Source organism: Bradyrhizobium sp. TM233 (genome assembly GCF_036247965.1).
Lineage (GTDB): Bacteria > Pseudomonadota > Alphaproteobacteria > Rhizobiales > Xanthobacteraceae > Bradyrhizobium > Bradyrhizobium ottawaense.
On record NZ_BTIG01000001.1, the window covers coordinates 492,759 to 514,341 of the forward strand.

Genomic DNA, 21,583 nt, shown 5'->3' on the forward strand with positions numbered 1-21,583 from the left:
GTTGAGCTTGCCAAAAAAAAGGACTACGTAGTCTTTCATATGATCAAGCACCGCCCGGCCGAACCGGGCGTCCGCCCCTAAAAAAACCCTCGCAGGCGCGTATGGCGCGTTGTGCGGGATGACAACGGTCATTGAAGGAGACGAAACATGGCAGTCCGCGTTGGAATTAACGGTTTTGGCCGCATTGGCCGCAACATCCTGCGGGCTATCGCCGAGTCCGGCCGCAAGGATATTGAGGTCGTCGGCATCAACGACCTCGGTCCGGTCGAGACCAACGCCCATCTGCTCCGCTTCGACAGCGTCCATGGCCGTTTCCCCGGCACCGTGACCGTCGACGGCGACTCGATCAATCTCGGTGGCGGCAAGATCAAGGTGACCGCCGAGCGCGATCCCTCGAAGCTGCCCTGGAAGGATCTCGGCGTCGACATCGCGATGGAATGCACCGGCATCTTCACCTCGAAGGACAAGGCCTCCGCGCATCTGACCGCCGGCGCCAAGCGCGTGCTGGTCTCCGCGCCCGCCGACGGCGCCGACGCCACCATCGTCTACGGCGTCAACCATGAGACGCTGACCAAGGAGCACCTGGTCATCTCCAACGGCTCCTGCACCACCAACTGCCTGGCGCCGGTCGCCAAGGTGCTGAACGATCTCGTCGGCATCGAGACCGGCTTCATGACCACCATCCACGCCTATACCGGCGACCAGCCGACGCTCGACACCATGCACAAGGATCTCTATCGCGGCCGTGCGGCGGCGATGTCGATGATCCCGACCTCGACGGGTGCTGCGAAGGCGATCGGCCTCGTGCTGCCGGAGCTGAAAGGCAAGCTCGACGGCGTCGCGATCCGCGTGCCGACCCCGAACGTCTCGGTCGTCGACCTCAAGATCATCGCCAAGCGCGCCACCGACGCCAAGGAGATCAACGCGGCGATGAAGCGCGCCAGCGAGCAGCAGCTCAAGGGCATCCTCGGCTACACCACCGCGCCGAACGTCTCGATCGACTTCAACCACGACCCGCACTCCTCGACCTTCCACGAGGACCAGACCAAGGTGCAGAACGGCACGCTGGTGCGCGTGATGTCCTGGTACGACAACGAGTGGGGCTTCTCGAACCGCATGGCGGACACCGCCGTCGCGATCGCGAAGGTGATCTAACTCCGCTCTCGTGTCCCGGACGCGGTGCAGCGTGAAGCGCTGCTCCGCCGAGCCGGGACCCATGTCCCTCCAGCGTTAAGACCCGGTTCTGCACGGCGGCACTTCGCGCCGCCATGCGCCTGGGACAAGGGCCTCCGATGACCAACAAATTCCGCACCCTCGACGACGTCGACGTGAAGGGCAAGCGCGTGCTGCTGCGCGTCGATCTCAACGTGCCCATGGACAACGGCCGCGTCAGCGACGCGACCCGGCTCGAGCGCGTCGCGCCGACCATCACGGAAATCTCGGACAAGGGCGGCAAGGTCATCCTGCTCGCGCATTTCGGCCGGCCGAAGGGGCGCGATGCCAAGGACTCGCTCAAGCCTGTCGCAGAGGCACTGTCGAAGGTGGTGAAGAAGCCGGTCGCTTTCGCCGACGACTGCATCGGCGAGCCCGCGGCCAAGGCCGTTGCCAGCCTGAACGACGGCGACATCCTGTGTCTCGAAAATACCCGCTTCCACAAGGAAGAGGAAAAGAACGATCCGGCCTTCGTCGCGGAGCTGGCGAAGCTCGGCGACATCTGGGTCAATGACGCGTTCTCGGCGGCGCACCGCGCCCACGCCACGACCGAAGGCCTCGGCCACAAGCTGCCCGCCTATGCCGGCCGCACCATGCAGGCCGAGCTCGACGCACTGGAGAAGGCGCTGGGCTCGCCGACCAAGCCGGTCATCGCCATCATTGGCGGCGCAAAGGTCTCGACCAAGATCGACCTGCTCGAAAATCTCGTCAGCAAGGTCGACGCGCTGGTGATCGGCGGCGGCATGGCCAACACCTTCCTGCACGCCCAGGGCGTCGGCGTCGGCAAGTCGCTGGCCGAGAAGGATCTCGCGCCGACCGCGCTGCGTATCATGGAGAAGGCGGAAGCCGCCAACTGCGCCATCATCCTGCCGGTCGACGCCACCGTCGCCTATCATTTCGCCGCCAACGCGCCGTCGCACGCCTATGGGCTCGATGCGATCCCGGCCGACGGCATGATCCTCGACGTCGGCCCGCAATCGATCGCCCGCGTCCACGCCGCGATCGACGATGCGGCGACCTTGGTCTGGAACGGCCCGCTCGGCGCCTTCGAGATGCAGCCGTTCGACCGCGGCACGGTCGCGGCCGCCAAGCACGCCGCCGAGCGCACCAAGGCGAAAAAGCTGATCTCGATCGCGGGCGGCGGCGACACCGTCGCGGCGCTCAACCAGGCCCATGTGGCCGGTGACTTCACCTATGTCTCGACCGCCGGTGGCGCGTTCCTTGAATGGATGGAAGGCAAGCCCCTGCCCGGCGTCGAGGTTTTGCGCATCAAGTAAGCCGGATCGGCGCGTCATTAGCGGCCCTGCAAGGCCCCCAACGGGAGAAAAAGACAGATGGCTCGGATCACGTTACGTCAATTGCTCGACCACGCAGCAGAGAACGATTACGGCGTACCGGCCTTCAACATCAACAATATGGAGCAGGCGCTGGCGATCATGGACGCGGCCAACCAGGTCGATGCGCCCGTCATCATCCAGGCCTCGCGCGGTGCGCGCTCCTACGCCAACGACATCATGCTCAAGCACATGATGGACGCGGTCACCGAAATCTATCCGCACATCCCGGTCTGCGTGCATCTCGACCACGGCAACGAGGCCGCGACCTGCATGACCGCGATCCAGGCCGGCTTCACCTCGGTGATGATGGACGGCTCGCTCAAGGCCGACGGCAAGACCCCCGGCGACTGGGGTTACAATGTCGGCGTCACCAAGACCGTGACCGACATGGCCCATCTCGGCGGCATCTCGGTGGAAGGCGAGCTCGGCGTGCTCGGCTCACTCGAAACCGGCATGGGCGACAAGGAAGACGGCCACGGCGCCGAGGGCAAGCTCAGCCACGACCAGCTCCTGACCAATCCGGACGAGGCCGTGAAGTTCGTCCAGGAGACCAGGGTCGACGCGCTCGCGATTGCGATGGGGACCTCGCACGGCGCCTACAAGTTCACCCGCAAGCCGGACGGCGACATCCTCGCCATGAACGTGATCGAGGAGATCCACCGCAAGCTGCCGAACACGCATCTGGTGATGCACGGCTCCTCGTCGGTGCCGCAGGACCTGCAGGAGATCATCAACGCCAATGGCGGCAAGATGAAGCCGACCTGGGGCGTGCCGGTGGCCGAGATCCAGCGCGGCATCAAGAACGGCGTGCGCAAGATCAACATCGACACCGACAACCGCATGGCCATGACCGGCCAGATCCGGAAAGTGCTCAAGGACAATCCGGAAGAGTTCGATCCGCGCAAATATTTGAAGCCGGCGATGGAAGCCATGACCAAGCTGTGCAAGCAGCGGCTCCAGGAGTTCAACACCGCAGGCCAGGCCTCCAAGATCAAGCGGGTCCTGACCACCGCCGAGATGGCCAAGCGCTACGCCAAGGGCGAGCTGGACCCCAAGGTGGCGTAATCCCTCGAGCCATTCCCGGGTCATTCCGGGACACGCCAACGGGTCCGCGCGAATGCGCGGCCCGATGACAGGCTCCGCGTGGGCCCGGAATCCATAACCACGGCCTGGGGTTATGGATTCCGGGCCTGCGCCTTTCGGCGCATCCCGGAATGACAGAAAGCCCCTTACCCCTGCGACGAACGTTAACTCGGCAATTGCCCGAGAACGGTCTATTTTCACGGGCAAGGGCAGAATCGTTTTGGGAGGACCTCTCGATGAATCTGACTGAGCTCAACAGAATCGCGACCGCCATGGTCGTATCAGGCAAGGGTATCCTTGCCGCCGACGAATCCTCCGGCACCATCAAGAAGCGTTTTGACGCGATCGGCGTGGACTCGACCGAGGACAACCGCCGCGACTATCGCGAGATGCTGTTCCGCTCCACGGAGGCCATGAGCCAGTATATTTCCGGCGTGATCCTCTATGACGAGACGATCTGGCAGGATGCCAAGGACGGCACGCCGCTGGTCAGGCTGATCGAACAGAGCGGCGCCATTCCCGGCATCAAGGTGGACGAAGGCACGCAAGCCCTGCCGATGTGCCCGGGCGAGCTCGTGACCGTCGGGCTCGACAGGCTCGCCGAAAGGCTGAAGAAGTATCATGAGCGCGGCGCGCGCTTCGCCAAATGGCGTGCGGTGATCGACATCGGCAGCGGCATTCCCTCGATGACTGCGATCAGCGTCAACGCCCATGCGCTGGCGCGCTATGCCGCGCTGTGCCAGGCCGCGCAGATCGTGCCGATCGTCGAGCCTGAGGTGCTGATGGACGGCGATCACGACATCGACCGCTGCTATGAGGTGACCACCCGCGTGCTCAACAAGACGTTTCAGGAATTGCGCGTGCAGCGCGTCGCGCTCGAAGGCATGGTGCTCAAGCCCAACATGGCGATATCAGGCAAGAAGTCACCGAAGCAGGCCTCCGTCGAGGAGGTCGCCGAGAAGACGGTCCGGTTGCTCAAGGCTTGCGTGCCCGCGGCGGTGCCGGGCATCGCCTTCCTCTCGGGCGGTCAGTCGGACGAGGAGGCCACCGCGCACCTCAACGCCATGCACAAGCTCGGCCCGCTGCCCTGGGGCCTGACCTTCTCCTATGGCCGCGCCCTGCAGGCCGCCCCGCAGAAGGCCTGGTCCGGCAAGGCCGAGAACGTCGCGGCCGGCCAAGCCGCCTTCAGCCATCGCGCGCGCATGAACGGCCTCGCCTCCAGGGGCGAATGGCAAAACAGCCTGGAAAAGAAGGCAGCCTAGATCTTGTCGAACAAACCGCCTCCGCCGCGCCCGGCGCCGCGCCTCTATCTCGCGACGCCCGTCGTCGATGATCCCGTTGCGCTCGTCGCCGAGCTGCCGGGCTTGCTCGCCGCCGCCGATGTCGCGGCCGTGCTGCTGCGGCTGAAGGAGACCGACCAGCGCACCATGATCTCGCGCATCAAGGCGCTCGCGCCGCCGGTGCAGAAAGCGGGCGCCGCCCTGCTCGTCGAGGACCATGCCGAGCTGGTCGCGCGCGGCGGCGCGGACGGCGCGCACCTCCCCGGCATCGCCGCGCTGAAAGAGGCACTGCCATCGCTCAAGCCCGATCGCATCGCCGGGGTTGGCGGGCTGACGACGCGGCACCATTCCATGGATGCGGGCGAGATGGGAGCGGATTATTTGCTGTTCGGCGAGCCCGATGCGAACGGCCAGCGTCCCTCGGCGCAAGCGATCGCGGAACGGCTGGACTGGTGGGCCGAGCTGTTCGAGCCGCCCTGCGTCGGCTTTGCCATGTCGGTGCAGGAAGCCCACGACTTTGCTGCCAGTGGCGCCGATTTCGTGCTGGTCGGCGAGTTCATCTGGGCCGATCCGCGCGGGCCCAAGGCCGCGCTGATCGAGGTCGACGCTGCGATCAAGCAAGCCCATGCGACGGCGACGACAAGCCAAAATCCTGCGAGCCAGGAGCACGGCTAGCCCGACATGAAGCTCCCCTGCATCACCATGCTGGCCACATTGCTGCTGACGGCGCCGGCGGCCGCGCAGCTCCAGATCACGCCGCCGGCGACAACGCCGAGCGCGGCGCCTGAGAAGCAAAAGCCCAAGCCGCACACGATCACCAAGAAGAAGGAGGCCGCGCCGGCGCCGAAGCCGTCGGCCTCCCCCAAGCCGGCCTCCTCGCCCAAGCCGGCGACCGTGATCCCCGCGCCTTCCACCGACAATTCCAGTGTCGATCTGGTGTTCGGCGCCTATCAGCGCGGCCAGTACAAGACCGCGTTCGACCTCGCCACCGCCCGCGCACAAGCGGGCGATCCCAAGGCGATGACCATGCTCGGCGAGCTCTATTCCAATGCCATGGGCATGCGGCGCGACTACGCCAAGGCGGCCGAATGGTACAAGCGCGCGGCCGATGCCGGCGACCGCGAGGCGATGTTCGCGCTCTCCATGCTGCGCATTTCGGGCCGCGGCGGCCCGATCGACAAGAGCGAGGCGGTCAAGCTGATGGCGTCCGCCGCCAAGCTCGGCGAGCCCAGGGCGGCCTATAACCTCGCGCTGCTCTATCTCGACGGCCAGACCCTGCCGCAGGACGTGAAGCGCTCCGCCGAACTGCTACGCCAGGCCGCCGATGCCGGCCTGCCCGAGGCGCAATACGCGCTGGCGACCTTCTACAAGGAAGGCACCGGCGTGCCGAAGGACGCGGAACGCTCGGTGCGGCTGCTCCAGGCCGCCTCGCTCGCCGACAATGTCGACGCCGAGGTCGAATATGCCATCGCCATGTTCAACGGCACCGGCACCCCGAAGAACCAGCCGGCTGCCGTCGCCCTGCTCCGCAAGGCATCCCGCCAGGGCAGCGCGATCGCGCAGAACCGGCTGGCGTGGGTGCTGATCAACGGCGTCGGCACGTCCGTGGACAAGGTCGAGGGCTTCAAATGGCACCTGGTGGCCAAAACCGCCGGCAAGGGCGACCCGGAGCTCGACAAGCAATTGTCCGACCTGCCGGCCGAGGACCGGGCCAAGGCGGAGGCCGCCGCCAAAAAATGGCTCGGGACCAAATGACCCCAAAATGCCTTGACCCAATGACTTGACGCAAGCGCCCCCGCAGGGCACCCAATCCCCTAAACAGGCGCGATTTCCGCCATTTCTCCCGATCAAGACCGAAAGCTCATGCTGTATTCCGCCACTATCAACGTCATGGTCAAAGCCGCGCGCCGTGCCGGCCGCAGCCTCAAGCGCGATCTCGGCGAGATCGAGCATTTGCAAGTCTCGCTGAAGGGGCCGGCCAATTTCGTCTCGCTCGCCGACAAGCGCGCCGAGGAGATCGTCTACCAGGACCTTACCAAGGCGCGGCCCGGCTACGGCTTCATCGGCGAAGAGGGCGGAATGCGCGAGGGCTCCGACAAGAGCCACACCTGGATCGTCGATCCGCTCGACGGCACCACCAACTTCCTGCACGGCATCCCGCAATTCGCGATCTCGATCGGCCTCGTGCGCGAGGGTACGATCATTGCGGGCGTGATCTACAATCCCGCCAATGACGAGCTCTACATCGCCGAGCGCGGCAAGGGCGCCTTCCTCAACGACCAGCGCCTGCGCGTCGCCGGCCGCCGCCAGCTCAACGAATGCGTGGTGGCCTGCGGCCTGCCCCATATCGGCCGCGGCGATCACGAGGAATTCCGCCGCGAGATGACCGCGATCCAGGACCGCGTCGCAGGCCTGCGCCGCTTCGGCGCCGCCTCGCTCGACCTCGCCTTCGTCGCCGCCGGCCGCCTCGACGGCTACTGGGAGCGCAATCTGCAATCCTGGGACATCGCCGCCGGCATGCTGATGGTGCGCGAAGCGGGGGGAACGGTGAGCGATATCGCGACGCCGGGCGATGCGCTGGTCACCGGGCACGTGGTGTGCGGGAATGAGTACGTGCACGGGGAATTGGTGAAGATTTTGCGGAAGTAGGGGGGCGCCCCTCGTGAGAGGGCCTCAGTTGGAGAGGCCAACTCCAAGGACGAATAACCGCTTGGGCTGCACAAGAGCGCCACCATTCTCCAGTTTGCGCGCCGGCTCCCATGAGTCGTTATCGGCTACGCGTCCGGCCCGAGCTGGTAAAACCAGCACTGGAACCCCGACTAAGATTCTTCTGATTCTTGGAAAAGATTCGGAGTTGAGCTTGGGACAGACGGTATCAATGGCCCTCGCTGCGATTTCGAGTTCTGTATCGTCGGCGGTCTGATGGTGAAGTATCACAATTTGCCAAGATGCAAGTTTCGTGTCGAACCCAGAAGTATGTATTGAAACAAAAGGCTCCTGAGGCTGCTCTCTGGTCAGCAAGACCGGTACGGAGATGGTACGGCTTACCTGGACTTTTGGAATTTGATCACTGAAGGTTTGCTCTATCAGATGCCGATATGTGGGTCGTTTCTTCAAGTCCCGTAGATCGCACGCTTCGTTTGTTCCAGAGCTTGCGAAAGGCGCGCCGATCAGAGGCAACGCCCCCTGAACGGGCGCGTCCTCAGGAGGCACCGGTAGTAATGCAAGGTCCACATTATAGTAGTCAAACTCCCGCTGGAGTTTCTTTCTATCAATACTTAGGAAACTCAATCGATCCTGAGCGAGGACCGAACAGCAACATGTCCAAGCGAGAAGAAGTACCAGCACACCATGACCAAGGACCCTAGATGCTGCGTGCAAGGATCGCGTAGACTCGCCTAGGTGAGTGCTCACGATATCTCAACGATTTAATAAAGGCCGCGCGGATGCGACGTTTCTTCTCATCTGAAAGATCGAGACCAGCAGAATATCCGATATCGACGTCATAGTCCGCTACATACATGCCGGTGACTTGATATTTCCCCTCCTGCACCAAGAGGCGGCAGGAACCCGCCGAACTTTTTCTCGAGCGGAAAACCAAGTCTCTCCGATTGATGTCCCGCGAAGCATTAGCCAGTTGCTCGTCGTCAGCCAAAAGAAGCTGCCCATTCGTCAACTTAATGGAGACGTAGTCCAAATATCCAATAAATTGCCGCGGGAGATTGGGAAAGTCTCGTTCCAGACTCTTTCTTTCATTCAGCACGTTTGAGAGCGAAACGTTACTCAGGTTGATCGAGTATTTAATGATGCCATCAGGTACCGAGATCGGTCGAATGGCGCTCGCATCAAACGCTCGGTGCGGGCATCGCTTGTCTATATTCCAAACTGCTGGCCGCTGACGAAACACGTCTTCGCTGGAAACCACGATTGGAACACCAATGGATCCTGGTACCCCCTTGTAGTTGTTCAGACTTCGGGACTTACTGCGTACAGGCAGATTGTCCGGCGCCTGAACTAACTTGGCACCAGGATGCGTCCAGAAAACGTGGCTCTCTACGGTCGGCGTTACACAGCCACCGAGTGCTATTGCCGACCCCATCAAAGTGGCGGCCGCTGCCCTTCTCATCGGTGACCCCGGCTATTTGCTAGCTTTGAGAAACTGCCGAGCTTCCTCCAGCGACGGCTTAGCTGGAATCCAATTCAAGCCAAACAGGACAAGGTCCGAAGTCACATAGACGGTAGTGTCCGAACAGTCCTTTTCTATATCGACGTTCTCTGTGTTCTTCGCTGCAGAATCGCTCACCGTAGGCGATTGCTCCTTTGCGCTGTTCTTCTTGACCTGCGATCCACTGAGGACCCACTTTCCATCGATGAGGACTTTTACTTCGTTGTTACCAACAATCGCTACATCAATTTTGCTACCACCGACCTCGAACGAAACCGTTGAGTCCGTATTTGGAGCCTTCTCGGCTGACCCTCCTTTGCCCTTATCGTCTTTCTTAGCTTCGTCTTTCTTAGCTTCGTCCTTCTTAGGTTCGTCTTTCTTTGCCTCGTCTTTCTTTGCCGCAGAGCAGGTCTTAATCCCGCCCTGAATTTCTCTCTTCCAAGACACTGAACCGCCCGCGCTCAATCCTCCGAATAGCTGAGCAAATTTTAGATCCAACGCCTTGATGGTTAGGTTCTTCTTCGATTTGAGCGAGGCGCGCAAAGTACCAACACAATTCTCCACTATGATCACTGCGTCGTTGATCACGCCGGGGCTATCTGCTTTGCAACTGGGGTTCGCCCTTAGGACGTCGATCGCAGCATCAGTCACGTCAGGCAGCGTTGTGATAACACTGTCCACTCGAACGCCAACCTCATCGATATCCGCCAGATCGACGTCCACGAGGTTGAGAAACTCGCCGACTTTGAGGTTGACCTTCAATTCAGCTCCGACGGCAAAGCTTATCGCCTTGTGATCGGCAATATCGCTTGGACCGATTTCGTCGGCTAGGAGCTTCCTCGTTCGACAGTATGGTTTCTTTAGATCGATATCAACGAGCGAGCCCGCCTCTGCCCTCTTTGGGACGAAGATCGTCCCAGCATTCATTGGCGAGGGACGGCGCTCCTTCCCAATTAGTTGCGGCGCAGTACCCGAGGTGAGCACGCACCTCTTATTGCTCCATAGATAAACAGCAGTCGTGAGCGGCTCTTTTGACTTTAGAATTTCGTCTGTGTGGAATTGCGCGAAAGCATCAGTCGAAAAAAGCGCAATAATAATGCTTATCAAAAAGCGATGAATCATCTTGCCCCCCAGCTCAGCCGCTCAAAATCTGCAATAAGATCGATCAAAAATCAACCATAACGTGCAGGGGTAGACTCGTCATGGTCGATCGAATTTCAGAAAACTCCCTAAGCCTATAATGGGCGACAGCTTACGGCTTCACCGGCGCCGGCGGCCCATACGCCTCGCCCTCCGTCGCCGCCTTCAGCTCCCGATCCCCCGCCAGCACACGCTGCACCGAGACGAAGAACACCGGCACCATCAGCAGCGCCAGGATCACCACGGCGATCATGCCGCCCATCACGATGCTGCCGAGCGCCTGCTGGCTGGCGCCGCCGGCACCGTGGGCGATGGCCATCGGCAGCACGCCGCAGATGAAGGCGAGGCCGGTCATCAGGATCGGGCGGAAGCGCAGGCGGCAGGCCTCGATGGTGGCGTCCACCAGCGGCTTGCCTTCTTTTCGCAGATCCTTGGCGAATTCGATGATCAGGATCGCGTCCTTGGCCGCAAGGCCGATGATGGTGATCAGGCCGACGGTGAAATAGACGTCGTTGGGCAGGCCGCGCAGCATGGCTGCGATCACCGCGCCGACGATGCCGAGCGGCACCGTGAGCAGCACCGCGAGCGGAATGGTCCAGCTCTCGTAGAGCGCGGCGAGGCACAGGAACACCACGAACACCGACAGACCGAGCAGGAACGGCGCCTGCGAGCCCGACAGCTTCTCCTGGAGCGACTGCCCGGTCCATTCGTAGCCGAAGCCGCGCGGCAGCCTGCCGGCAAGGCGCTCCATCTCGGCGATCGCATCACCCGAGGTGAAGCCGGGCTTGGCCTCGCCGGAGATGCGCACCGCCGGATAATAGTTGAAGCCTGCGATCTGGGTCGGGCCTCGCGCCCATTCCACCGTGGCGAAGGACGAGAACGGCACCAGCTGACCGCGGCTGTTCTTGACGTTGTAGTTGAGAATGTCCTCGGTCCGCATGCGGTCGCGGGCGTCGGCCTGCACCACGACGCGCTGCATGCGGCCGCGGTTCGGGAAGTCGTTGATGTAGTTCGAGCCGAGATTGGTCGAGATCGTGTTGTTGATGTCCTCGAAGGTGACGCCGAAGGCGCCGGCCTTCTCGCGGTCGATCATGAGGTTGACCACCCCGGCCTCGGGCAGGCCTTCGACATAGACCTTCTGAAGCACGGAACTGGCGTTGGCCTCCGCGATCAGCTGATCGGCGGCGCGCATCAAGGCCGGATAGCCTTTCTGTCCGCGGTCCTGGAGGCGGAACGAGAAGCCCGACGAGTTGCCGAGATTGTCGATCGGCGGCGGCTGCAGCGCGGAGATCTTGGCATCGCGGATCGACGCCCCCAGATCGCGGTTGACGTCGTTGACGATCGCCGCGGCCGAATCCTTCGGCCCACGCTCCGACCAGTCCTTCAACGTGATGAAGGCCTGCGCGGTGTTCATGCCCTGACCGGAGAAGCTGAAGCCGGTGAGGAAGGTGACGTTGTCGACGCCCGGCCGCTGCGCCAGGTATTTCTCGACCTTCTCGATCACCGCCTCGGTGCGGCCGTAGGACGAATCCGACGGCGTCTGTACGTCGGTGGTGATGAAGCCCTGGTCGTCGATGGGCAGGAAGCCGCCCGGCAGGCTGACGAAGGCCCAGGACAGGCCGGCCAGCAGCGCGACATAGACCAGCATCAGGCGGCCGGTCCGCTTCAGCGAGAAGCCGACGGTGCGCGCGTAGCGAAACCGGCAGGCCTCGAGCAGATGATTGAACCGGCTGAACACGAAGTTGGTCGAATGGCCGTGCCCCTTGGCAATGGGCTTGAGCAGCGTCGCGCACAGCGCCGGCGTCAGCGACAGCGCGAGGAAGGCGGAGAAGCCGATCGCCGCGACCATGGTGACCGAGAACTGGCGGTAGATGATGCCGACCGATCCCGGGAAGAACGCCATCGGCACGAACACCGCCATCAGCACCAGCGTGATGCCGATGATGGCACCCGTGATCTGCGACATCGCCTTGCGTGTCGCTTCCTTCGGCGACAGGCCCTCCTCGGCCATGATGCGCTCGACGTTCTCGACCACGACGATGGCGTCGTCGACGAGGATGCCGACCGCGAGCACCATGCCGAACATCGAGAGCATGTTGATGGAATAGCCGGCGAGCAGCAGCGTGGTGCAGGCGCCGAGAAGCGCCACCGGCACCACGATGGTCGGAATGATGGTGTAGCGGATGTTCTGCAGGAACAGGAACATCACCACGAACACCAGCACCACGGCTTCGACCAGCGTCATCAGCACCTTCTTGATCGAGGCCTCGACCACCGGCGTGATGTTGTAGGGAATTTCGTAAGTGATGTTGGCCGGGAAGAAGCGCGACAGCTCCTTCATTTTCTCCTCGACCGCGCTCGCGGTCGCCAGCGCGTTACCGGTCGGCGACATCAGCACGGAGAGACCCGCGGTCGGCTTGCCGTCGAGGCGGGTGTTGAACTGGTAGCTGAGACCACCGACCTCGACGCGCGCGACGTCGCGCAGGCGCACGGTCGAGCCGTCGGCATTGGCGCGCAGGATGATGGCACCGAACTCGTCCGGCGAGGAGAGCTGGCCCTTGACCAGCACCAGCGCGGAGGTGCGCTGGCTCGATGTCGACGGCTCGGCGCCGATGCTGCCCGAGGCGACCTGCGCGTTCTGCGCGGCAATGGCCTTGTTGACGTCGTCGGCGGTGAGCCCATAGCCCACCAGCTTGGCCGGATCGACCCAGACGCGAAGCGACCGTTCGGTCGAATAGAGCGTGGCGCGGCCGACGCCCGGGATGCGGCGGACCTCGCCGAGCACGTTGCGGATCATGAAGTCGCCGAGGCCGACCTCGTCGAGGCTGCCGTCTGTCGAGCTCAGCGTGATGATCTGAAGCACAGCGCTCGAGGCTTCCTCGATCAGGATGCCCTGTTGCATCACCGCGCGCGGCAGGCGCGCCTCGACGCGCTTGATGCGGTTCTGCACCTCCACCGAGGCGTCGTTGGTGTTTGTGCCCGGCTGGAAATTGGCGATGATCTCGACTTGGCCGAGCGAGTCGCTGGTCGATTCGAAATTGAGGATGCCGGAGGCGCCGTTGAGCTCCTCCTCGATCAGGCGCGTGACGCTGTTGTAGAGGTTTTCCGGCGAGGCGCCGGGATAGCTGGTCGAGATCGAGATCGAGGGCGGCGCGATGATCGGATATTGCGCGATCGGCAGCAGCGGCACGGCGATTGCGCCGATCAAGCAGATGAACAGCGCGACCACCCAGGCAAAGATCGGCCTGTCGATGAAGAAACTCGCCATGGCGCGTTACCGCGTCAGTTTCTGGGCGTGCCGGTTGTCCGCGGTCGCGTCCGCCTCCGACCAGGATTGCGGCTTGACCTTGTCGCCGGCGGCGAACTTCTGGAAGCCTTCGACCACGACCTTGTCGCCGGCCTTCAGGCCTTCGGTGACGAACCAGATTCCGTCCTGCACCGAACCGGTGCGCACCGGCTGCACCGCGATGTGGTTGTCGTCCTTGACGACGAACACCTCGCTGCCGCCGCCGCCATTGCGCTGGATCGCCTGTTGCGGCACCGCGATCGCGTCGCTGTCGAGACCCTGGTCGATGCGGACGCGGACATACATGCCCGGCAGCAGCTCGCGCTTGGGATTGGGGAACTCGCCGCGCAACGTCACCTGCCCGGTGTGGGCGTCGACCTTGGCGTCGGAGAACAGCAGCTTGCCGTCGAGCGAATAAAGCGTGTTGTCGTCGAGCACCAGATGCACCTTGGCGGCATCGGAGGCGATGCGCTCGAGGTCGCCGGTCTCGAAGGCGCGGCGGAGCTGGTTGAGCTCATTCACCGACTGGGTGAAGTCGGCATAGATCGGATCGAGCTGCTGGATGGTGGCGAGATTGGTCTCGTTCTGCACGGCGAGCGCACCCTCGCTGACGAGAGCCGCACCGACGACGCCGTCGATCGGCGCGCGCACGGTGGCATAGTCGAGATTGAGCTTTGCCCGCGCGAGCTCGGCCTTGCGGCCCTCAACTTCTGCATGGGCCTGGCGCTCGGCGGCCACTGCCTTCTCGTTCTCGGCCTCGGGCGCGGCGCGCTGGCTGGTCAGCGTGGCGATACGGTGCGCCTGCTGCTTGGCCTGCATCAACGCGGCCTCCGCCTTGGCGAGCCCAGCCTCGTTGGCCATCACCTCGACCTCGAACGGACGCGGATCGATGCGGTAGAGCGGATCGCCGGCCTTCACCTCGCTGCCCTGACGGAACAGGCGCTCGACCACGATGCCGGACACGCGCGGCCGCACGTCGGAGACACGCGTCGGCGCGATGCGGCCGGGCAATTCCCGGACCACGGCGCGCGGCTGCGGCTTGACGATGACGATGCTGACGTCCGGATAGGCGGGCGGAGCGGCAGACACGGCGGAACTGGATTCGTCGCAAGCACCAAGCAGCGGCGCCAGGGCCGCGAGCATCATTGCAACGCATGCCGATCGCGCGCGAAGTCCTGACATGAAGTTAAGTGCCCCGATGTTGTTGAAACTGATCACGCTCCGCGCGCGGCCCGTTCTGGGCGATTCCGTGCGGCTGATGCCGTCAAAATAGAATGCACCTGCTGCGATGCAACGCGTGCTGCGGGCGGCTCATTGTCACACAGCGTATCGTGTTGAGTTCATGCGGCTTTTACGGACTCACTCGATTGTGAGCCCGGTTCCATCCCGGCGTGCTGCGACGGAACATCGCAATTATCCCGCCGCCTTCATCCGGTAGCGGCTGACGCCCCATTCGCTGCCGGCGGCGTAGCCGAACAGGCCTGACGTCGCGAGCAGGAACCAGCGCCAGCGCCGCATCCACAACGCGGAATCCTTGCCATAGACCTGGCGCAGGGACGCCTCGATCGCATCCCGATGCGCGTCGAAATTGGCGAGCCAGTCGTTGGCGGTGCGTTGATAATGCGCGCCGCTCCAGCACCATTCCTTCTCGACCGCGAAGATGTCGTCGAACTGCCTGACGAGGTGATGGCTCGGCATCAGCCCGCCGGTGACGACGTGCTGGGCGATCCAGTCCTCGCGATCGAGCCGGTCGAACAGCTGCGAGCCGGAGCGATGGGTGACGATCTGCATGAAGAAGCGCCCGTCCGGCGCGAGCCATGACTGCAGCCGCGTCATCAGCTTGCGCCAGTTCATCATCTGCTCGAACATCTCGACCGAGACGATGCGGTCGAACTGACCGTCGGGCGCGAACACATTCATGTCCGCCGCGACCACGCGCAGGTTCAGCAAGCCGCGCCGCCGCGCCTCCTCCTCGACATAAGCGCGCTGCGCCCGCGAGGCCGACACCGCCGTCACCTTGGCGTGCGGAAACTGCCGCGCCATCCACAGCGACAGCGAGCCCCAGCCGCAGCCGAGCTCGAGGATGGTCTGGCCATCAACGAGGCCGGCATGCTCGACCGTCTGGCGCAGCGCCTCCTCCTCCGCCTCCTGCAAGGTGGTGGCATCGGTCTTGTAGAAGCAGCAGGAATATTTCCGGCTCGGGCCGAGCACGCCGGCGAAGAATGCCGCGGGCACCTCCTCGCGCCCGGCCTCCGCGCTTTCGGCGATCGGCCGCAGCATCATCCGCCCGGCGAAAGCGGCATCGGCGGCCGCGTCATGCGCAGCCAGGCGGGTTGCGCTGCGGGAGCACAGGCGCTGGATCGCGGCGCGGATCACGACGTCCGGCAGCGGTACGCGTTCGGCAGTCCCGATGATCGCGGAAACGACGCTCATGCGCCCCCCCGAATGGCGAATCTCTGCAGATACCTGTTATCAAAGCGCCGCTTCCGGTCCGGGTTCCCCGAGCTGTCCCCGAAATCCGCGCATCCGGCGCTTTTTTTGGGCTGGCGCTGTGCCATAGTGCGCACCGCAAGAAGCTTTGTAATGGATGATACCGGCCATGCCGTCAGGCACTTCGCCCCGCTCCCCCATGGATATCGAGTACACAAAGCTGTCGTCACCCAGCGTCTTTCTAGTGCGGATGCTGGTCTTCCTGGTGCTGTGCACGCTGGTCGGCGTGGTGCTCTACAAGCAGATCATCCAGGCCTTCTTCGCCAATCCCGGCCTCAATGCCCTGATTGGCGGCGTGCTGTTCATCGGCATCATCCTGGCCTTCCGCCAGGTCATCCGGCTCTACCCTGAGGTCTCCTGGGTCAACAATTTCCGCATCGCCGATCCCGGCCTGGCGCCGGCCCGGCACCCGAAACTGCTGGCGCCGATGGCGGCGATCCTCGGCGGCGAGCGCTCCGGGCGGATGTCGATCACCCAGACCACCATGCGGCATTTGCTCGATTCGATCGCGACCCGGCTGGACGAGGCCCGCGACATCTCGCGCTACATGACCGGCCTGCTGGTCTTCCTCGGCCTGCTCGGCACCTTCTGGGGCCTGATCGAGACGGTCGGCTCGGTCGGCAAGGTGATCGACGGGCTCAAGGTCGGCGGCGATTCCGGCGCGCTGTTCGACACGCTGAAGGAGGGCCTCGCCGCCCCGCTCGGCGGCATGGGCATCTCGTTCTCCAGCTCGCTGTTCGGCCTCGCCGGCTCGCTGATCCTCGGCTTCCTCGATTTGCAATCGAGCCAGGCGCAGAACCGCTTCTATACCGACCTCGAAGACTGGCTTGCCACCACCGTGCGCGAATATGGCAGCGGCGAGATCGCGGTCGCGTCCGGCGGCGGCGGGGTTGCCAGCGGCGAGCTCCAGGCCGCGGTCGAACGCTTACGCTCCGTGCTCGAGGAAGGCAGCGCCAGCCGCGGCACCACGGCGGCGATGGCGAGCCTTGCCGAAGCCATCCAGGCCCTGGTCTCGCACATGCGCACCGAGCAGCAGATGATCCGCGAATGGGCCGATGGCCAGGGCGAGCAGAACCGCGAGATCCGGCGTCTGCTGGAGCGCATCGCCCGCCAGCCGGAAAAGAGCTAGCGGCTCGCGTGCCCCGGACGCTGCGCAGCACGAAGTGATGCGCTGCAGAGCCGGGGCCCAGGGAACGAGACATGGGTCCCGGCTCTGCGAAGCAGCGTTGCACGCTGCATCGCGTCCGGGACACGAAAGTGGAGACGGACAACAATGGCTCTAGCGCGCGGCCGCCGCAGCGAAGGCGCCTTCAACTACTGGCCCGGCTTCGTCGACGCGCTGTCGACGCTGGTGCTGTCGATCGTATTCCTGCTGTCGGTGTTCCTGGTGGTGCAGTTCTTCCTGTCGCAGGAGGTCACCGGCAAGGACAAGGCGCTGGAGCAGCTCAACGCCAAGATCGCCCAGCTCAACGAGCTGTTGTCGCTGGAGAAGCTCGGCAAGCTCACGCTCGACGACCAGGTCTCGCAATTGAAAGCCGGCCTCGCCTCCGCGGAAACCGAGCGCGACCGCATCAAGGGCCTCTACGATGGCCTCGCTGCCGCCGGCAGCGACGCGCAGGGCAAGTCCTCCGAGCTCGGCAAGGCGCTGGATTCGGAGAAGGCGGTCTCGGCGCGGGCACTGGCGCAGATCGAGGTGCTGAACCAGCAGATCAGCGCGCTCCGGCGGCAACTGGCGGCGCTGGAAGAGGCGCTGGATGCCAGCGAAAAGCGTGACAAGGAATCGCAAAATCGAATTGCCGATCTCGGCTCCCGCCTCAACGTGGCGCTGGCGCAGCGCGTGCAGGAATTGTCGCGCTACCGCTCGGAATTCTTCGGCCGCCTGCGCGCCATCCTCGGCAACCGCCCCGACATCCGCATCGTCGGCGACCGCTTCGTGTTCCAGTCCGAAGTGTTCTTCGACACCGGACAGGCGACGCTGCTGCCCGAGGGCCGCGCCGAGCTCGACACCTTGGCGACCGCGCTGATCGAGCTCGACAAGAAGATCCCGAACGAGATCCCCTGGGTGCTCCGCGTCGACGGCCACACCGATGTGCGTCCGGTCAACGGCCCGAACTTCAAGTCGAATTGGGATCTGTCCGCGGCCCGCTCGATCTCGGTGGTGCAATATCTGGTCTCGCTCGGCGTGCCCGCCCAGCGCCTCGTCGCCGCCGGCTTCGGCGAATTCCAGCCGCTCGATCCCGGCAACACGGAAGAGGCCTACAAGCGCAATCGCCGCATCGAGCTGAAGCTGACGGAGCGGTAGTGAGCGCGATCCACCTCCGCCCCTATGCGGCCTCCGACGAAGCCGTCGCGATCGACCTCTGGCATCGCACCTGGCAGCAGGCCTATCCGCAGATCGATTTTGCCGCGCGCCTTGCGTGGTGGCGCGAGCGCTGGCTGAGGGATCTGGTGCCCAACGCCTCGATCGTGGTCGCGGAGCAGGACGGTGCACTGACCGGCTTCGTCACCATCGACGGCGAAGGCTATCTCGACCAGCTCGTGGTCGATCCCGCACACTGGGGCTCGGATGCAGCACGGCTGCTGGTCGACGAAGCGAAACGCCTGTCGCCATCAGGCATCACGCTGCTCGTCAACAAGGACAACGCCCGCGCCATCCGCTTCTACGAGCGCAATGGCTTTGCCCATGCCGGCGACGATGTGAACCCGACCTCGGGCCGGCCGGTGCTGAAGATGGAATGGCGGGCGTGATTCCCGTCACGCAGGGATCCAGAGCCGTCTGCTAATCGTTGGTGCGAGAGCAGCGATGACAAGCGGACGGAGACGATCGATGAAGCTGCGCCATCTGGCCCAGGGTTCCTCGGTGTTTCTCGGTGTCATCGTCGCCGGATATGTGTCGACGGCCTATGTCGACCAGCGCTTTGCATCGCGCGAGACGACGCCTGCGCCCGCGCAGTCGAGCGGCCCTGCCCCGTCGGCCTGCGTCGGCGAGGACGGCAGCTGGAAGAATTGGCCTTGGCCGAACGTGCCGGCGCTCTCGCCGAAGTGCCGGTAGCTGACCGAGTGGCGCAAAGCACCTGCCCCAAGCTCCGCTGTCATCACCCGCGAAAGCGGGTGATCCAGTACTCCGAGACAGTGAGATTAGAGCCGAGAAGCCGCGGCGTACTGGATTCCCCGCCTGCGCGGGGAATGACACCGTGATTGTAGTGACGATCGCAGAACCTCGCGTGGCCCTATCGGCTCACGCCCCCTCGAACTGCAACCTCGCCAGCCGCGCATACAGCCCGTTCGCGGCCACCAGCTCGGCATGCGTGCCCTGCTCGACGATCTTGCCCTGGTCCATCACCAGGATGCGGTCGCAGGACAGCACGGTGGCGAGACGATGCGCGATCACCAGCGTGGTGCGGTGGCGCATCAGCTCTTCCAGCGCGGTCTGCACCAGCGTCTCGCTTTCGGCATCGAGCGCGGAGGTGGCTTCATCGAGCAGCAAGAGCGGCGCATCGCGCAGGATGGCGCGGGCGATTGCGATGCGCTGGCGCTGGCCGCCGGACAGCGTCACGCCGCGCTCGCCGAGCGGGGTGTCGAAACCTTCGGGCAGGCGGCGGATGAACTCGGCGGCATGCGCGAGCTCGGCGGCGCGCTCGACCTCGGCATCGGTCGCATCGGGCCGGCCGAAGCGGATGTTCTCGCGGGCACTGGCGGCGAACACGTTCGATTCCTGCGGCACCAGCGCGATGCGCGCGCGGAAATCGCGGGGATTTGCGGATTTGACCGGCACGCCGTCGAGCGAGATCGCGCCGCTGCGCGGGTCGTAGAAGCGCAGCAACAGATGAAAGATGGTGCTCTTGCCGGCGCCGGACGGACCGACGATCGCGACCTTCTCGCCGGGGCGCACCGTGAACGACACGGCATCGAGCACATTGACGTCGCGCCGCATCGGATAGGCGAAGCTGACCCGGTCGAAGCCGACCTCGCCGCGTGCCGGCACCGGCAGCGCGCGGGGAGACGCGGGCGCCTTGATGTCGGGCTTCACATGCAGGATCTCGAACAGCCGCTCGGCCGCGCCTGATGCCGCCGAGACCTCGCCCCAGACCTCGCTGAGCTGGCCGAGGCCCGCTGCGGCGAACACTGCATACAGCACGAACTGACCGAGCCGGCCCGGCGAAATCGCGCCGATGAGCACGTCATGCGAGCCGATCCAGAGGATCGCGACCACGCTCGCGAACACGATGAAGATGATGATGGCCGTGAGCACGGCGCGCGCCTGGGTCGAGGTGCGCGCGGCCTCATAGGCCTGCTCGACCTCGCCGCCGAAACGCTTCTCGGCGAATTGCTCGCTGGTGTAGGCCTGCACGGTGCGGATCGCGCCGACCAGCTCGCCCGCATAGGCGGACGCCTCGGCAAGCGTGTCCTGCGCATTGCGCGACAGACGCCGCACCCAGCGCCCGAAGGCAACCAGCGGCAGCACGATCAAGGGGATGGCCAGCAGCACGAAGCCCGACAGTTTTGGGCTCGTGATCACCATCATCGCCGCAGCACCAAGGAACATCATCAGATTGCGCAGCGCGATCGAGACCGAGGCGCCGACGGCCGATTTGAGCTGGGTGGTGTCGGCGGTGAGCCGCGAGATCAATTCGCCGCTGCGCGCGGAATCGAAGAAGGCGGGGGAGAGCGAGAGCAGATGAGCGAAGACGTCGCGCCTGAGGTCGGCGACGATGCGCTCGCCGATCGTCATCACGAGGTAGTAGCGCGCCGCGCTGGCGAGCGCGAGCACGCCGACCACTGCGAGCATCACCGAGAAGTAGCTGTTGATCAGCTCGATGCCCTCGGGCGTCAGGCCGAAATCGATCATCCGGCGCACCGCGACCGGCACCAGCAGCGTGGTCAGGGCCGCGACCGTGAGTGCGACGAAGGCCAGCGCCGCCCGGCCGCGATAGCGGTTCACATAGGGCGCGAGCGCAAGCAGCGGCCGCAGCTTGGCGCGACCCTTGGCCGGCTCTTCAATCAGCTCGGCCTCGATCGAGGGGGTGTCCGCGGCGTTCATTCCGGGCTGATCGACATACTGGTCATCAAGCCGTTCCACTGCGCTCATGAGATCCAACCCATTGCATTCGTTTGCTCCCAATAGGCCGGTGCAAGGGTAGTGGCAAATCCGGGAAGTCCCTTAGGGGTAACCCCGGTTCACCGCCCGGGATGGCTTGTTTTGCCTGATGTCGTGAGGTATAGAGCCGGCCAAATCCGTCAATAGCTAGCCAACCAGGAAGGCGCCGGGGCGCCGAGGAATTGCCATGAAAGCCGAAATTCACCCGAACTATCATACGATTAAGGTCGTGATGACCGACGGAACCGAGTACCTGACCCGCTCGACCTGGGGCAAGGAAGGCGACACGCTGAACCTCGACATCGACCCGAAGTCGCACCCGGCCTGGACCGGCGGCAATGCCCAGCTGATGGATCGCGGCGGCCGCGTCTCGCGCTTCCAGAAGAAGTTTTCGGGCTTCCTCAAAAAGGATTGATCCGGCCCGCAGGGTTGGACACGAAAAACGCCCCCGGGAGACCGGGGGCGTTTTTGTTTTTGGAGAGGTGTCGTCGG

Annotated in this window: 18 protein-coding genes; 12 read left to right on the forward strand and 6 right to left on the reverse strand. The window is 64.1% G+C overall.

Annotated features, from left to right (window positions below):
* The first annotated feature begins 147 nt into the window (after nucleotides 1-147).
* The 7 genes from gap (at nucleotide 148) to AABA86_RS02410 (ending at nucleotide 7,561) form a co-directional block, all read left to right on the forward strand.
* Entirely contained in the window at nucleotides 148-1,155 is a 1,008-nt protein-coding gene (gene gap, locus AABA86_RS02380) for a type I glyceraldehyde-3-phosphate dehydrogenase (RefSeq protein WP_028142027.1), read from the forward strand.
* Nucleotides 1,156-1,292: 137 nt separating this feature from the next.
* Entirely contained in the window at nucleotides 1,293-2,489 is a 1,197-nt protein-coding gene (locus tag AABA86_RS02385) for a phosphoglycerate kinase (RefSeq protein ID WP_212245385.1), read from the forward strand.
* A 57-nt stretch (nucleotides 2,490-2,546) separates the two neighbouring features.
* Complete coding sequence (gene fba / locus AABA86_RS02390; RefSeq protein ID WP_212245387.1) at nucleotides 2,547-3,614, forward strand: class II fructose-bisphosphate aldolase; 1,068 nt, start codon at nucleotides 2,547-2,549, stop codon at nucleotides 3,612-3,614.
* A 254-nt stretch (nucleotides 3,615-3,868) separates the two neighbouring features.
* Entirely contained in the window at nucleotides 3,869-4,894 is a 1,026-nt protein-coding gene (locus AABA86_RS02395; protein WP_212245389.1) for a class I fructose-bisphosphate aldolase, read from the forward strand.
* A 3-nt stretch (nucleotides 4,895-4,897) separates the two neighbouring features.
* Nucleotides 4,898-5,587 (forward strand): thiamine phosphate synthase, encoded by a 690-nt coding sequence (locus tag AABA86_RS02400; RefSeq protein ID WP_338305619.1) that lies wholly within the window; start codon nucleotides 4,898-4,900, stop codon nucleotides 5,585-5,587.
* A gap of 6 nt (nucleotides 5,588-5,593) precedes the next feature.
* The gene (locus AABA86_RS02405; RefSeq protein WP_212245399.1) at nucleotides 5,594-6,667 is read left to right on the forward strand and encodes a tetratricopeptide repeat protein; all 1,074 of its coding nucleotides are present in this window, start codon (nucleotides 5,594-5,596) and stop codon (nucleotides 6,665-6,667) included.
* Between the two features lie 108 nt (nucleotides 6,668-6,775).
* Nucleotides 6,776-7,561, forward strand: coding sequence for an inositol monophosphatase family protein (locus AABA86_RS02410; RefSeq protein ID WP_338305620.1), 786 nt, complete (start codon nucleotides 6,776-6,778; stop codon nucleotides 7,559-7,561).
* A gap of 715 nt (nucleotides 7,562-8,276) precedes the next feature.
* Here AABA86_RS02410 and AABA86_RS02415 read toward each other — a convergent pair.
* The 5 genes from AABA86_RS02415 to AABA86_RS02435 form a co-directional block, all read right to left on the reverse strand.
* The gene (locus AABA86_RS02415; RefSeq protein WP_338305621.1) at nucleotides 8,277-9,038 is read right to left on the reverse strand and encodes a hypothetical protein; all 762 of its coding nucleotides are present in this window, start codon (nucleotides 9,036-9,038) and stop codon (nucleotides 8,277-8,279) included.
* Nucleotides 9,039-9,050: 12 nt separating this feature from the next.
* Nucleotides 9,051-10,199, reverse strand: a complete 1,149-nt coding sequence (locus AABA86_RS02420) for a hypothetical protein (RefSeq protein ID WP_338305622.1) — start codon at nucleotides 10,197-10,199, stop codon at nucleotides 9,051-9,053.
* A gap of 130 nt (nucleotides 10,200-10,329) precedes the next feature.
* Complete coding sequence (locus AABA86_RS02425) at nucleotides 10,330-13,485, reverse strand: multidrug efflux RND transporter permease subunit (RefSeq protein ID WP_338305623.1); 3,156 nt, start codon at nucleotides 13,483-13,485, stop codon at nucleotides 10,330-10,332.
* A 6-nt stretch (nucleotides 13,486-13,491) separates the two neighbouring features.
* On the reverse strand, nucleotides 13,492-14,685 hold the full coding sequence (locus AABA86_RS02430) for an efflux RND transporter periplasmic adaptor subunit (protein ID WP_212245417.1): 1,194 nt from the start codon (nucleotides 14,683-14,685) through the stop codon (nucleotides 13,492-13,494).
* 231 nt (nucleotides 14,686-14,916) lie between these two features.
* Nucleotides 14,917-15,936: an SAM-dependent methyltransferase gene (locus tag AABA86_RS02435; RefSeq protein WP_338305624.1), complete on the reverse strand. Its 1,020-nt coding sequence runs from the start codon at nucleotides 15,934-15,936 to the stop codon at nucleotides 14,917-14,919.
* 166 nt (nucleotides 15,937-16,102) lie between these two features.
* On the opposite strand from AABA86_RS02435, the gene AABA86_RS02440 reads away from it, so the two are divergent.
* The 4 genes from AABA86_RS02440 to AABA86_RS02455 all read left to right on the forward strand — a co-directional run bounded on the left by AABA86_RS02440 (nucleotide 16,103) and on the right by AABA86_RS02455 (nucleotide 19,045).
* Nucleotides 16,103-17,122, forward strand: coding sequence for a flagellar motor protein MotA (locus tag AABA86_RS02440; protein ID WP_212245421.1), 1,020 nt, complete (start codon nucleotides 16,103-16,105; stop codon nucleotides 17,120-17,122).
* Between the two features lie 144 nt (nucleotides 17,123-17,266).
* A complete protein-coding gene (locus AABA86_RS02445) occupies nucleotides 17,267-18,295 on the forward strand; it encodes a peptidoglycan -binding protein (RefSeq protein ID WP_212245423.1) in 1,029 nt (342 codons plus the stop codon).
* On the forward strand, nucleotides 18,295-18,741 hold the full coding sequence (locus AABA86_RS02450) for a GNAT family N-acetyltransferase (protein WP_212245425.1): 447 nt from the start codon (nucleotides 18,295-18,297) through the stop codon (nucleotides 18,739-18,741). Before AABA86_RS02445 ends, AABA86_RS02450 begins: the two co-directional genes overlap by 1 nt.
* Nucleotides 18,742-18,820: 79 nt before the next feature.
* Nucleotides 18,821-19,045 (forward strand): hypothetical protein, encoded by a 225-nt coding sequence (locus AABA86_RS02455; RefSeq protein WP_212245427.1) that lies wholly within the window; start codon nucleotides 18,821-18,823, stop codon nucleotides 19,043-19,045.
* A 186-nt stretch (nucleotides 19,046-19,231) separates the two neighbouring features.
* Here the strand turns inward: AABA86_RS02455 and AABA86_RS02460 are convergent, their stop codons facing one another.
* Nucleotides 19,232-21,082 carry an ABC transporter ATP-binding protein/permease gene (locus AABA86_RS02460; RefSeq protein ID WP_338305626.1) on the reverse strand — a complete coding sequence of 617 codons (1,851 nt, stop codon included), beginning with the start codon at nucleotides 21,080-21,082 and terminating at the stop codon, nucleotides 19,232-19,234.
* A 196-nt stretch (nucleotides 21,083-21,278) separates the two neighbouring features.
* Here AABA86_RS02460 and rpmE point away from each other — a divergent pair, with 196 nt between their 5' ends.
* Nucleotides 21,279-21,506: a 50S ribosomal protein L31 gene (gene rpmE, locus AABA86_RS02465; RefSeq protein ID WP_007599895.1), complete on the forward strand. Its 228-nt coding sequence runs from the start codon at nucleotides 21,279-21,281 to the stop codon at nucleotides 21,504-21,506.
* The last annotated feature ends 77 nt before the right edge of the window (nucleotides 21,507-21,583 follow it).

What these genes read in the sequence shown, in the direction of transcription:
- AABA86_RS02410 (WP_338305620.1), top strand. Translation starts at nt 6,776, where the DNA reads ATGCTGTATTCCGCCACTATCAACGTCATGGTCAAAGCCGCGCGCCGT.
- AABA86_RS02425 (WP_338305623.1), bottom strand. Translation starts at nt 13,485, where the DNA reads ATGGCGAGTTTCTTCATCGACAGGCCGATCTTTGCCTGGGTGGTCGCG.
- AABA86_RS02460 (WP_338305626.1), bottom strand. Translation starts at nt 21,082, where the DNA reads ATGAGCGCAGTGGAACGGCTTGATGACCAGTATGTCGATCAGCCCGGA.
- fba (WP_212245387.1), top strand. Translation starts at nt 2,547, where the DNA reads ATGGCTCGGATCACGTTACGTCAATTGCTCGACCACGCAGCAGAGAAC.
- AABA86_RS02435 (WP_338305624.1), bottom strand. Translation starts at nt 15,936, where the DNA reads ATGAGCGTCGTTTCCGCGATCATCGGGACTGCCGAACGCGTACCGCTG.
- AABA86_RS02405 (WP_212245399.1), top strand. Translation starts at nt 5,594, where the DNA reads ATGAAGCTCCCCTGCATCACCATGCTGGCCACATTGCTGCTGACGGCG.
- AABA86_RS02385 (WP_212245385.1), top strand. Translation starts at nt 1,293, where the DNA reads ATGACCAACAAATTCCGCACCCTCGACGACGTCGACGTGAAGGGCAAG.
- AABA86_RS02420 (WP_338305622.1), bottom strand. Translation starts at nt 10,199, where the DNA reads ATGATTCATCGCTTTTTGATAAGCATTATTATTGCGCTTTTTTCGACT.
- AABA86_RS02445 (WP_212245423.1), top strand. Translation starts at nt 17,267, where the DNA reads ATGGCTCTAGCGCGCGGCCGCCGCAGCGAAGGCGCCTTCAACTACTGG.
- AABA86_RS02440 (WP_212245421.1), top strand. Translation starts at nt 16,103, where the DNA reads ATGCCGTCAGGCACTTCGCCCCGCTCCCCCATGGATATCGAGTACACA.
- AABA86_RS02455 (WP_212245427.1), top strand. Translation starts at nt 18,821, where the DNA reads ATGAAGCTGCGCCATCTGGCCCAGGGTTCCTCGGTGTTTCTCGGTGTC.
- AABA86_RS02395 (WP_212245389.1), top strand. Translation starts at nt 3,869, where the DNA reads ATGAATCTGACTGAGCTCAACAGAATCGCGACCGCCATGGTCGTATCA.
- rpmE (WP_007599895.1), top strand. Translation starts at nt 21,279, where the DNA reads ATGAAAGCCGAAATTCACCCGAACTATCATACGATTAAGGTCGTGATG.
- AABA86_RS02415 (WP_338305621.1), bottom strand. Translation starts at nt 9,038, where the DNA reads ATGAGAAGGGCAGCGGCCGCCACTTTGATGGGGTCGGCAATAGCACTC.
- gap (WP_028142027.1), top strand. Translation starts at nt 148, where the DNA reads ATGGCAGTCCGCGTTGGAATTAACGGTTTTGGCCGCATTGGCCGCAAC.
- AABA86_RS02430 (WP_212245417.1), bottom strand. Translation starts at nt 14,685, where the DNA reads ATGTCAGGACTTCGCGCGCGATCGGCATGCGTTGCAATGATGCTCGCG.